This is a genomic window from Phaeobacter sp. JH20_26 (assembly GCF_048056275.1).
Lineage (GTDB): Bacteria > Pseudomonadota > Alphaproteobacteria > Rhodobacterales > Rhodobacteraceae > Phaeobacter > Phaeobacter bryozoorum.
Map to the genome: position 1 here is coordinate 1,207,458 of NZ_JAYMWL010000013.1, position 11,657 is coordinate 1,219,114.

The window sequence follows — 11,657 nt, forward strand, 5'->3', positions numbered from 1 at the left end:
CGCCCTAAAGCTCTTTGCCCTCGACTTCGGTCTTCAGCCGGTCGAGCGCGCTGGTTATCGCCTCGTGGTGCGGATGTATAGCCTGCGCCCTTTTATAGGCCTCATAGGCGTTTTGCCGGTCATTGAACTGTTCGAACATCGCCCCCAGCGCAAAAATCGCATTGTAGTCGTTGGGGTTCAGCATCAGCGTCTGCTCCAGATCGGCCACGGCAGGGCCATAGAGGCCCGCGGTGAAATACGCCCGTGCGCGCTCGTACCAGCCCATGGCAAATCCTGGCGCATGATCGGTCAGCGCAGTCAGATGCTCAATGGCAATCCGGGTATCGCCGCGGTCCAGCGCGTCCTTGCCACGTTTCAAAAGCAGGTCCATCGCAGGCGAGCCGCTACTGTTCCAGAGCGCCTGCAGGGATCTGTCCAGACCGATGGCTTCCTGCGGGTCGGCATCGGACAAAGCGGCCAGCAGGTCCGCCTCGCCCTGAACCTCCTGAGCGTGACCTTGCAAAGGCACGGAAAACAGGACTGTCAAAGACGTTGCCGCCACGATAGCTTTGAGATTGGAGAATTTTGCAACCATGATGGGTTAAGTGTAACCGCGCAGCCTGCGTTTTCCAGAGTGGGAAGGACATCCTTCACATAAATTTGCAGGCTGCGGATCAAAATGAGGACTGAACATGAGCGAAACGCTGACCCAAGCAGCAGAAACGCTGAACGCAAAAATGGATGGTGGCTTTGACGGCTCCGCCAAATTCGACATCACCGGCATGGGCACCATCATGCTGGATCAGAACGGGGCCCGCGTCGCCGACGAAGAGGCAGAGGTCACCATGACCGCCGACGCAGAGACGTTTCAGTCCATCATCGAGGGTGAACTGAACCCGACCACCGCGTTCATGAGCGGCAAGCTGACCATCGACGGTGACATGGGCACCGCGATGAAACTGGCATCGGCGATGGCCTGATGGACGCGCGCCCGATGGATCTGACCCCCGCTCCCTTCTTTGCCGATATCGCGCGAGGACCAGACGGCGGGCAGGCCCATTGGGTGAGCACCAGCGATGGCCTGCGCATCCGCGTGGGCCATTGGCGCCCTGCGGGCGCTGAGAAGGGCACGTTGCTGCTGTTTCCCGGGCGCACCGAATATATCGAAAAATACGGCGGAGCTGCCCAGGATCTGGCAAGCCGAGGCTATGCAACGCTGGCAATCGACTGGCGCGGCCAAGGGCTGGCGGACAGGATGCTGCCGGAGCGGCTGCTGGGTCACGTCGTCGCCTTTCGCGATTTTCAGAAAGACGTCCAAGCGGCGGTCGAGCTGGCCGATCGGCTCGCTCTGCCGAAACCATGGTTCGTCCTCGGCCATTCTATGGGCGGCGCCATTGGTCTGCGCGCAGTCATGGAAGGGCTTCCGGTCAAAGCCTGCATTTTTTCCGCCCCGATGTGGGGAATTCAGATCCCGCCCGCGCTGCGGCCCGTGGCGCGGCTGCTCAGTTCTATGGGTGACCGGTTCGGCATCGGCGCAATGCGGACCCCGACGACAACCCTAGCCCCATATGTGCAGGCCAGCCCGTTCGAGGGCAATTCGCTCACCAATGATCCTGAGATGTACCGCCTGATGCAGGATCAGCTTGCGGCACAGCCCGATCTGTCGCTTGGCGGGCCGACCGTCCGATGGCTGGGCGAAAGCCTGCGAGAATGTGCCGCCCTTGCGAAAATGCCCTCACCCGCACTGCCCTGCATCACCTTCCTCGGCACACAGGAACAGATCGTCAATACGGCAGCCATTCATGACCGGATGGCGCGCTGGCCGGGCGGCGAACTGGATCTGGTCGAGGCGGCGCAGCATGAGGTGATGATGGAAGGGGCTGAAACCCGCCGCGCCATTTTTGACAAGATCACCCGTTTGTTCGATCAATACGCAGACTAGGTTCACCCCGAACAGGCTGACGCGATCAGCGTTCTTAAAATCTCGCGCGCAGTGCCCCCTGCCCGGCCAATAAATCGCCGCCCGACGCGGGCCGCTTGCTTGTGATCCCCAGCCCTCGCGCTTAGATGTCGTAGAAGACACACAACAGCCCGAGGTGCCCTGATGTTCAACGCTCCCTTCCTTGACCGCGACCTGATGCGAGACGCCAACGCCAATGCTGCGGGCGGTGCCGGGCCGGATGGGCTGGGCAATCTGCCTGAGTGGGATCTGAGCGACCTCTACACCTCTGAGGATGCGGCAGAGCTGGATCGCGACCTCAACTGGCTGGAGAAAGAATGCGCCAGTTTCGCCAGTGACTACGAAGGCAAACTGGCCGATCTGGATGCCGACGGTCTGCTGGCCTGCGTCTTGCGCAACGAGAAGATCAACGCCATCGCCGGGCGGATCATGTCCTTTGCTGGTCTGCGCTATTATCAGCTGACCACCGATGCCGGTCGCGCCAAATTCATGTCCGACATGCAGGAGAAGGTAACGATCTTCACCACGCCGCTGGTGTTCTTCTCGCTTGAAATCAACCGGATTGAAGACGCGGCACTGGAGGCCCATTTCGCCGCCAACAGCGATCTCGCCCGCTACAAACCGATTTTTGACCGTATTCGCGCGATGAAGCCTTATCAGCTGTCTGACGAGCTGGAGAAATTCCTGCATGATCTGGGCGTTGTAGGCGACGCCTGGGAGCGGCTTTTTGACGAAACGATTGCCGGCCTCACCTTCACCGTTGACGGCGAAGAGTTGAACATCGAAGGCACGCTGAACCTGTTGACCGAACAAGACCGCACCAAGCGGGAAGCCGCGGCGCGCGAACTTGCCCGGGTGTTCTCCGACAACATCAAGATCTTTGCCCGTGTCCACAATACCCAGGCCAAGGAAAAGGAAATCCTGGACCGCTGGCGCGGGATGCCCTCTCCGCAGATGGGACGCCATCTCTCCAACCACGTCGAGCCGGAGGTCGTCGAGGCCCTGCGCGAAGCTGTGGTGGCCGCCTACCCCAAGCTGTCGCATCGCTATTACGAGCTGAAGCGCAAATGGCTGGGGCTGGACCGGATGCAGGTCTGGGACCGCAATGCGCCGCTGCCAATGGAGACCTCCCGCACCGTCAAATGGGAGGAGGCACGCAAGATGGTGATGGATGCCTATAGCGCTTTTGATCCGCGCATGGGCGATCTGGCAGAGCCATTCTTTGACAAGGGCTGGATCGACGCCGCCGTGAAACCGGGCAAGGCGCCGGGGGCATTTGCTCACCCGACCGTCACCGATGTGCACCCCTATGTGATGCTGAACTACCTCGGCAAACCGCGCGATGTGATGACGCTCGCGCATGAGCTGGGCCACGGCGTGCACCAGGTACTTGCAGCCGAGCAGGGCGAAATGCTGTCGTCAACGCCGCTGACGCTAGCGGAAACCGCATCTGTGTTCGGCGAGATGCTGACCTTCCGCAAGATGCTAGAAAACGCCAAGGACCAGAACGAGCGCAAGATCCTCTTGGCAGGCAAGGTCGAGGACATGATCAACACGGTCGTGCGCCAGATCGCGTTCTATGACTTTGAATGCAAATTGCATGCCGCCCGCGCCGAAGGCGAGCTGACCCCTGATGACATCAACGCGCTGTGGATGTCGGTACAGGCCGAGAGCCTTGGTGAAGCCTTTGATTTCATGGACGGCTACGAGACCTTCTGGACCTATGTACCGCATTTTGTCCACTCGCCCTTCTACGTCTACGCCTATGCTTTTGGCGACGGGCTGGTGAACGCGCTCTACTCCGTCTACGCCGAGGGGGCCGAAGGGTTCGAGGACAAGTATTTCGACATGCTGAAGGCAGGCGGCTCCAAACACCACAAGGAACTTTTGGCGCCCTTTGGCCTGGATGCTTCTGATCCCACCTTCTGGGACAAGGGCCTAAGCATGATCTCCGAGATGATTGATGAGCTGGAAGCGATGGAGGGGTGAAGCCCATTACCCTGCGCTCGGTGGCGTGCAGCGAGCTTGATCTGGTCGCCCATATAAGTGTGGAACCGGATCAGGTCCGCTTCTCTGGCACCGTTTCGCAGGCCTTTGAAGAAGACGAGGACGGCGTGGATTTTTACGCCATCCTCGACGGGCCCCGCGCGCTGGGGTTCTTGAAGATCGACCGCCTTTAACACGAAACCTATGATTTCGCCTCGGCAGATGAGCTGGGCCTGCGCGCGTTGATGATCGACCGCGGCGCTCAGGGTAAAGGTTTTGCCCCCACAGCCGTCTCTGCTTTACAGAGCAATCTGCCGACCCATTACCCGGCCCGCCATGCGGTGGTGCTGACGGTGAATTTCAAAAACTCTCCGGCGGTTCGCTGCTATCTGAAAGGCGGGTTTCAGGACACCGGCGGCATCTATCCCCATCGCCTTGCCGACCCCCGGCACATCCTGCGGATGGCCCTACCGCGCGAATAGACCATCATCAATCGCCGCCAGGTGGCGGTCACCCCAGGCAGCAAAAGCCTTTACACTCCTGGAACCGCACTGTCGGATTTTCGGACAATTTATGGTATAGTTTCGCCGTTCACCAGTTTGAGGGGATGAGTAATGTTTATTTTCAAAAAAATTTGTGTATTGGCGATTGTGTCAGCCCTGGCAGCGACGCCGGTTTTCGCAGCGGGCCCCGACCGGAAAAACCGCGTAAGCGGACAAACGGTTGTCGAGCTTTATTCCGGCAAGACATGGATCTGGAGCAAAGGGGGCTCGTATTGGGCGCCTGACGGGAGCTTCCAAGCCGTTTGGGAAGACAGCGTTGGCTTGGGGAAATGGTACGCAACCTCAAAGGGTCAGCTGTGCTATGAGGCGCTCTGGTACAGCAGCGAAGGCGGGTCCGGGGATCAGAACAAAGAATGCTTCCGCCATGGAGCAGACAGCAAGGGCCAGCTGTGGAAGTACAGCGACAAGGACCAATCATGGTACAAGCCGACGAAGGAGTTCGCCGAACGCGTGAAGCCCGGGAACAAGATCTCGTCACAGGTCCGCAAGCTGCGCAAGAAATACGGCATCTGACAGCCTCAGACAGCGAGCCGGACCGACTGAGTAGCTACGGTTAGCAACGCATGCGAAACTGGTCCGCAGGATACCTGCACTGGAGACCTGCTCCCGGTAGACAAGTACGGTCAAGATTAACCGTCGAAGAGTGGCGCGCCGTAGCTGACGGCGCGCCACTGCTCACTGATGCGGGAAGTAATCTTCGCAGTCGCCGTCGCGGTAGACATCTGCCGTACAGCAGTGCAACCCGCCGCCAAAGGCATAGGCGTCGCGCAACTCGACCTCGACCACCTCCATGCCCAGCTTGTCCATCTGCTCGGCCTGATAGACCTCGGATTTCTCGACACAGACGGTTTTGGGGTCCAGCACCAGGACGTTCATGCTGAGCCATGTGGAAGAATAACACAGTGGCGGCGGGGTGTTATGGGCGGGCTGCGCCGCATCAACGATGTCCCAGCCGTTCTTGTTGAACATCTCGCGCTGCTCTTCCGGCAGACGGCGCTGCGGGTTGTTCAGGATCAGGCCCGGGCGCAGCGGCGTGAACGTTGCGTCGATGTGGATCGGGTACGGGTCACCCGGGAAGTTAACCGTATGCACCCTGTGGTCGGGGAAGTGGCGGCGCAGCCACTCAATGCCCTTGAGGTTCGTTGTGAAGCCGTGCTGCACCACCAGATCCTTGCCAAAGCGCAACACGTCGGCGGCGTCAAACAGCGGCTCTTCCTCGGTGGTGACAAAGAATTTCTCCGCCGCCCATTCCAGCCGCTTGGCCACGCCGATCTTCTCGCTGAGGTAATCCGGGTGGTAATCTGCGTCCGTGAGGCGCGGCTTGGGGGCGGCTTCGTGGCGAAACCTGGGGTCTTCTTCCCAGTACTTCTGCAATAGCGGGCGGTAGTTCAGGTATTCGAACCAGCGACAGCGGTAGGACATCGTCGCTTCCAGCATCTCATGGCCGACAGTCAGCAGCACGTCACGCGGCGGCATGCAGCCGAACTGGCTGTCGGTGTTGAAGTCCGGGGTGGTCACCGGCTGGGAATGATCAATCGAAACCGGCCGGTCCACCCGGATGCCGCGGTTCTGCAGCTGGCTGGCGAAATTGTCCAAAAGCTCATTGGCACGGTCGATGGTCTCCTGCGGGCGGCGGCCCCACTGGCCGCGCATGTCGCTGTCTTCCGGCACCTTGGCATCCAGCGCGGGTTCTTCCGGCGGGATGTGGCAATCATCGGCACGGCCCACGATCACATGGCGCAGCGTGTCCCATTCATTCCAGCTTTTGACTTCAGTTTTTTCCGGCGACCAGGCCATGGATGCCTCCCTTGATCTCGGGAGGCAAAGGCGGGGCCTTCAATCTCCCGATTGAAAGTCCCGGCGTACAGGAGCGTGGTTTTGGGCCAGAGCAGTCTGCCTGCGGCGACGCCATCGCCTGTGAGCCCGGCTCGGGATATAGCATCCGCAGATGGCGCGGGGAAGATACTTCGGCGCGATCAAGCCGGCGAAAGGACCATGTTACTTCAGCTGGCTGTCCTTGGAGCCGCGCCGATTGATTCCGCCACGCGCCTGCTGGGCGCCGTCGCGTTCCTGCTGACACTCGATACAGAGTTTGACGCCAGGGATCGCCTTACGCCGCGGTTCGGGGATCGGCTCCTCGCAATCGGCGCAATGTGTCAGGCTTTCACCGACCGGAGCGCGCCTCGACCTGAGACGCGCCAGCTCGTCACTGATTGACGCTTCGATCTGTTCACTCACCGCACCATCGCGGGTCCATCCTCCGGCCATGCTGTTTCTCCTCCTGTCCTGCGATTTACTGGTTTCGACCTGCTGCACCCCTGGCTGCGAAACGCCCTCCGCACCGCTCGGGTTCCGGTATCCGCCGGATCGCAGTCTACAATGCGGGCGCTTTATCGGGAACGAAATCGCGATCCGGGCTGTTGAGTATTCGACGACGGCACCGATGCCGTCTTTCTTTTGTGACCGCGCATCACTGGCATGACAAGTATCTGAGCCGAGCGCGGAATTGACCGACTCTGAAGGAGACGCCGCTCATGCTGAAGATCCACTGCCTCGCCTACTCCCGCGCCATTCGCCTGATCTGGCTGATGGAAGACCTCGGGCAACCCTATGATGTCACAACCTACGACCGCACGGATAACTTCAGGGCGCCTGAAAGCCTTGCCAAGATTCATCCGCTCGGCAAATCGCCTGTGATTGAGGACGCCGACATGAAGATAGCGGAATCGGCGACCTGCCTGCGGTATCTTTCTGATCGCTATGGTGACAGCCGCCATCAACCAGCTCCGGGGACAGCAGACGCATTGCGCCACGACGAGCTGCTCGACTACGTCGAGAGCTCCTTTGCCGAGGTTGCGATGGGCGTGCTCCTACCGGCCCTGAAGGGAGAGGATTCTGGAGATGAGGCCAAGAAAGCTCTGGACCTGCATCTGGACTACATCGCCCAGCAGCTTCCTGAAACGGGTTTGCTGTTTGGCGATCAGGCCGCGCTCGCCGATATCCAGTTCTCGTACATCCTCGCCAATCTGGCGGCGATTGGCGCGCTGAAGGATGCGCCGCGCGTCGCGCGCTACTGGACCGATCTGCAGGCACAGGATGGCTACAAGGCCGCAGTGGCGAAGGTGGGACCGATGGCCCCGTCGTTCTGACCCGTGGCCCCGCTGTGTCCCCCCAATTGTCCCAATCCCATTATCGAAATGAGGAGACCGTTATGAAAGTTCTTGTCGCAGGTGCTACTGGCAATACAGGCCGCCGGGTGGTGGAAAAACTTCAGCGCCTGGGCCATCAGCCCATCGCATTGATCCGGGAGGGGTCGGATACCAGCACGCTTCCACCCGGGACTGGCACGCGGCGCGGCGACCTTACCGACCTGCCTACGGATGTCTGCGAGGGGTGCGACGGCGTGATCTTTGCAGCAGGATCTGGTGGCGACACCTCTCGCGAGATGACGGACAAGGTTGATCGTGATGGCGCGAAGGCGCTTGTGGATCTTGCAAAATCATCGGGCGTGGCCCGGTTTGTCATGCTTAGTTCGATAGGAGCCGGCGATCCCGATCCCGAGAGCGAACTTGCCAATTACCTGCAGGCCAAACACGACGCGGATGTTTATCTGGAACAGTCGGGACTGGACTACGCGATCCTGCGCCCAGTACGTCTGACTAATGGCGACGGCAGCGGAGACCTGCTGTTCGGCGAGCAGGTCGATCCCGAAGGCGTCGCCGCACGAGGCGATGTCGCCGCAACCCTCGCAGATGCCGTCAGCAACCCGGCATGGTCGGGAAAGACAAAGCGGATGCAGTCACTGTAGCCGCGGACCATCGCTGACAGCCCTCCTCCTTCTAGCGCAGACGCAGCTCTGTCGTCCCGTCAAAGAAATAGGCGTCAGCATCGTCAAAATCCAAGGCGACGGCGCTTCCTTCGGGCAGCGCCTCGTCCCCCCGTGTTTCGACAATGATCTTCTCGCCTGTTGGGGTGCGTAGATAGTCGTAGGACACACCGCCCAGCCGCTCGCGCAGATCAAGGATCAGATCGCTGTCACGGGCGACGACAGAGAGATGCTGCGGGCGCAATCCCACAAGGACCGATGCACCCTCTTCAGGCAGCGTGACAGAGGCCGCGATCCGGCGGCCGCCAAGAGCGGGTACCGTGACCGCGCCGCCGGAAACGGTCGCTTGAAGGAAATTCATGCTCGGCGAGCCGATAAATCCCGCGACGAAGCGGTTGTCGGGATCGGCGTATAGCTTCATCGGGCTGCCAACCTGTTCGACGCGACCGGCCCGAAGCACGACGATCTTGTCTGCCAGCGTCATCGCCTCCACCTGATCATGGGTCACATAGATCATCGTGGCGCCAATTTCCTTGTGCAGCCGAGCGATCTCGACCCGCATATCCACGCGCAGCTCGGCATCGAGATTTGACAGCGGCTCATCGAAGAGAAAGACATCCGGCCCGCGCACGATCGCACGTCCGATGGCGACGCGCTGGCGCTGCCCGCCCGACAGCGCCTTGGGTTTGCGTTTAAGGTATTGATCCAGCTTCAGGATCCGGCTGGCCTCTGCCACCTTTTCCCGGATCGCATCCTTGGGATGACCGGTCATCTTAAGCCCGAACCCCATATTATCCTCAACCGTCATATGCGGATATAGCGCGTAGGACTGGAAAACCATCGCAACCCCACGGTCAGCCGCATCCAGTCGTGTGACATCCCGCTCACCGATATGGATGCTGCCGCTGCTGGTCTCCTCCAACCCGGCGATCATCCGCAGCAGCGTCGACTTTCCGCACCCGGATGGGCCGACAAAGACGCAGAACTCACCGTCCTCAATGGTGAGGTCCACGTCGTGGATCACCTGAACGTCACCATATTTCTTGACGGCCTTGGCCAGAGTGACCCCTGTCATGTGTTCTCTCCCTCGGGTTAATTCGGAAATTGCCAGGTCTCGGCCGCTGCCGCGATTTCCTTGGCGGTTGTCATCAGGGCCGGTCGAAGCGTCTCCAGCTCCTCCAGCGAGCGACGCTGCACGGAGGAGGTGATCGACAGCCCGCCCATCACTTTGCCCGCCTCCGACAGGATCGGAACGGCAATGCAGATGATGCCCGGTTCATGCTCTTCACGGTCGAAGGCAACGCCGTCTTTGCGGATCTGCTGCAACTCGTCCATCAGCGCCTCTGGCGTGGCCAACGTGTTGGGCGTATGGGCAAAAAACGCCTGCCTGCGGATCGCATCCTGCTGCGCCTCCCGCGACAGATACGCGATCATCGCCTTACCCACCCCGGTACAGTAGCCCGGCCCTATTTTGCCCGCCTGGCTGAACATCTCAATCGGTGTGGCCGCATTACGCTTGTCGACGTAGAGTACCTGCCCCCGATCCAGCTGCGCCAGATGTATGGTCTCGCCGATATCCTGTGACAGCTTGTCCAGATAGGGCCGCGCCACCGGAGCCAGCGCGCTTTGCCGCCAGGCAGCATGAGCCAATCGCACCAGGCGCAAACCCGGAGCATAGGTCTGATGGGTCTCATCATAGGACAGCATCCCCTGATTGGTCAGCGTCTGCACCAGCCGGTACAGCGTCGCCTTTGGGTGATCCGAGGCCGCCAGCACCTCGCCGAACCGCATTGGGCGGCCCGCTTCAGCGATCTGATCCAACACGGCCAAAGCCTTGCCAACGGTGCCATCTGTCTCTCGCGATTGGGGCGCAGCTTTCGCCATCATTGTCCTTTCTCTGATCGGGCGGGGCCGATGTAACTGTTGACATCCTTAGCCGAGCGCGGTCATAGTTTCAATAGTTGGAATTTGGTTCCAATATATGAAACCAAACGAAACACGTCAACAGGGAGGACGTCATGAAGACTTTGAAAGGAACAGTTGCGGGCCTGGCTCTCAGCCTCGGCCTGGCCACTGCGGCACAGGCTGAATTGAGCGGCACGCTCAAGATTTTCTCAGATATGTCCAATCCTGCGCCGCGCGCAGTAATGGAGGGGATGGCGGCTGAATTCGACGCGATGCACCCGAACCTGACCGTTGAGCTGACGGTGATCGACCGCGAGGCCTACAAGACGCAGATTCGCAACTTCCTATCTGCCAACCCACCGGACGTGGCCAACTGGTATGCGGCAAACCGGATGCGGCCCTACGTCTCTGCCGGGTTGTTCGAAGACATTTCCGACCTTTGGGCAGAGCCGGAAATCGCTGATGCGCTGGCCTCCACCAAGGGCGCAATGACATTGGACGGCAAGCAATGGGGCGTACCCTACACCTACTACCAGTGGGGCGTCTACTACCGCGAGGACATCTACAACGAGCTTGGCCTCGAAGAGCCCAAGGACTGGGAGACCTTCAAAGCGAACTGCCAGAAGATTCTCGATTCAGGTCGCAAGTGTTTCACCATCGGCACCAAGTTCCTGTGGACGGCCGGCGGCTGGTTTGACTACCTGAACATGCGCACCAACGGCTATGATTTCCATATGGCGCTGACCAATGGTGAAGTCGCCTGGACCGATGACCGTGTAAAGCAGACCTTTGCCAACTGGCGGGAACTGATCGACATGGGGGCCTTTATCGACAACCATCAGTCCTACAGCTGGCAGGAGGCCCTGCCCTTCTTGGTCAAAGGTGAAGCCGCCGCCTATCTGATGGGCAACTTTGCCGTAGCACCGCTGCGCGAAGCCGGTCTTGGCACCGATCAGCTGGATTTCTACCAGTTCCCGACCATCAATCCCGATGTCGAGCTGGCTGAAGACGCACCAACCGACACCTTCCACATTCCATCCGGCGCCCAGAACAAAGAAGCCGCGCGCGAGTTCCTGCGTTTCGTCGTCTCGGCGGACAATCAGACCAAGATCAACGGCGGCGCAGCACTCGGCCAGCTGCCTGTGAACTCAAAGTCCTCCGTCGATGATGACGAAATGCTCAATCAGGGCTTCGAGATGCTGTCCGCCAACGCGCCCGGCGGTATCGCGCAGTTCTTTGACCGCGATGCACCAGCGGAAATGGCCTCCGTTGCCATGGAGGGCCTCCAGGAGTTCATGGTCTTCCCGGACAATCTGGATGATATCCTGAACCGTTTGGAAAAGACCCGCGAGCGCGTCTACTGATCACTGCTGCTGGCCAAAACAACGCGCAAGGCCGATCTGCCTATCGGCCCTGCGCAGCCCGGTCACGGACCGGA

At 60.2% G+C, this 11,657-nt stretch carries 14 protein-coding genes; 9 read left to right on the forward strand and 5 right to left on the reverse strand.

The window, feature by feature from the left end:
• Window positions 1–4: 4 nt before the first annotated feature.
• The gene (locus VWY60_RS11595; RefSeq protein ID WP_416540538.1) at window positions 5–574 is read right to left on the reverse strand and encodes a tetratricopeptide repeat protein; all 570 of its coding nucleotides are present in this window, start codon (window positions 572–574) and stop codon (window positions 5–7) included.
• A 97-nt stretch (window positions 575–671) separates the two neighbouring features.
• Between VWY60_RS11595 and VWY60_RS11600 the strand changes: the two genes are divergently transcribed.
• The 6 genes from VWY60_RS11600 to VWY60_RS11625 all read left to right on the forward strand — a co-directional run bounded on the left by VWY60_RS11600 (window position 672) and on the right by VWY60_RS11625 (window position 5,001).
• Window positions 672–959 carry an SCP2 sterol-binding domain-containing protein gene (locus VWY60_RS11600; protein WP_340544777.1) on the forward strand — a complete coding sequence of 96 codons (288 nt, stop codon included), beginning with the start codon at window positions 672–674 and terminating at the stop codon, window positions 957–959.
• Window positions 959–1,921, forward strand: coding sequence for an alpha/beta hydrolase (locus VWY60_RS11605; protein WP_416540539.1), 963 nt, complete (start codon window positions 959–961; stop codon window positions 1,919–1,921). Before VWY60_RS11600 ends, VWY60_RS11605 begins: the two co-directional genes overlap by 1 nt.
• Window positions 1,922–2,083: 162 nt before the next feature.
• Window positions 2,084–3,928, forward strand: a complete 1,845-nt coding sequence (locus tag VWY60_RS11610) for a M3 family oligoendopeptidase (protein ID WP_416540540.1) — start codon at window positions 2,084–2,086, stop codon at window positions 3,926–3,928.
• Complete coding sequence (locus tag VWY60_RS11615) at window positions 3,925–4,119, forward strand: hypothetical protein (protein ID WP_416540541.1); 195 nt, start codon at window positions 3,925–3,927, stop codon at window positions 4,117–4,119. The genes VWY60_RS11610 and VWY60_RS11615 overlap by 4 nt, the downstream gene beginning before the upstream one ends.
• A 51-nt stretch (window positions 4,120–4,170) precedes the next feature.
• A complete protein-coding gene (locus tag VWY60_RS11620) occupies window positions 4,171–4,407 on the forward strand; it encodes a hypothetical protein (protein WP_416540542.1) in 237 nt (78 codons plus the stop codon).
• A 132-nt stretch (window positions 4,408–4,539) separates the two neighbouring features.
• Entirely contained in the window at window positions 4,540–5,001 is a 462-nt protein-coding gene (locus VWY60_RS11625; protein WP_416540543.1) for a DUF995 domain-containing protein, read from the forward strand.
• A gap of 162 nt (window positions 5,002–5,163) precedes the next feature.
• Here the strand turns inward: VWY60_RS11625 and VWY60_RS11630 are convergent, their stop codons facing one another.
• Together VWY60_RS11630 and VWY60_RS11635 are read right to left on the reverse strand one after the other, a co-directional pair.
• Window positions 5,164–6,285, reverse strand: a complete 1,122-nt coding sequence (locus VWY60_RS11630) for a serine/threonine protein kinase (protein ID WP_416540544.1) — start codon at window positions 6,283–6,285, stop codon at window positions 5,164–5,166.
• 201 nt (window positions 6,286–6,486) lie between these two features.
• Window positions 6,487–6,756, reverse strand: coding sequence for a DksA/TraR family C4-type zinc finger protein (locus tag VWY60_RS11635; RefSeq protein ID WP_340544771.1), 270 nt, complete (start codon window positions 6,754–6,756; stop codon window positions 6,487–6,489).
• Between the two features lie 266 nt (window positions 6,757–7,022).
• Here VWY60_RS11635 and VWY60_RS11640 point away from each other — a divergent pair, with 266 nt between their 5' ends.
• Together VWY60_RS11640 and VWY60_RS11645 are read left to right on the forward strand one after the other, a co-directional pair.
• The gene (locus VWY60_RS11640; RefSeq protein WP_340544770.1) at window positions 7,023–7,637 is read left to right on the forward strand and encodes a glutathione S-transferase; all 615 of its coding nucleotides are present in this window, start codon (window positions 7,023–7,025) and stop codon (window positions 7,635–7,637) included.
• Between the two features lie 62 nt (window positions 7,638–7,699).
• Window positions 7,700–8,296, forward strand: coding sequence for an SDR family oxidoreductase (locus VWY60_RS11645; protein WP_416540545.1), 597 nt, complete (start codon window positions 7,700–7,702; stop codon window positions 8,294–8,296).
• Window positions 8,297–8,327: 31 nt separating this feature from the next.
• Here VWY60_RS11645 and VWY60_RS11650 read toward each other — a convergent pair whose 3' ends face one another.
• Together VWY60_RS11650 and VWY60_RS11655 are read right to left on the reverse strand one after the other, a co-directional pair.
• Entirely contained in the window at window positions 8,328–9,389 is a 1,062-nt protein-coding gene (locus VWY60_RS11650; RefSeq protein ID WP_340544768.1) for an ABC transporter ATP-binding protein, read from the reverse strand.
• Between the two features lie 17 nt (window positions 9,390–9,406).
• Entirely contained in the window at window positions 9,407–10,198 is a 792-nt protein-coding gene (locus tag VWY60_RS11655) for an IclR family transcriptional regulator (RefSeq protein ID WP_340544767.1), read from the reverse strand.
• Window positions 10,199–10,332: 134 nt separating this feature from the next.
• On the opposite strand from VWY60_RS11655, the gene VWY60_RS11660 reads away from it, so the two are divergent.
• Window positions 10,333–11,583, forward strand: coding sequence for an ABC transporter substrate-binding protein (locus VWY60_RS11660; RefSeq protein ID WP_416540546.1), 1,251 nt, complete (start codon window positions 10,333–10,335; stop codon window positions 11,581–11,583).
• The last annotated feature ends 74 nt before the right edge of the window (window positions 11,584–11,657 follow it).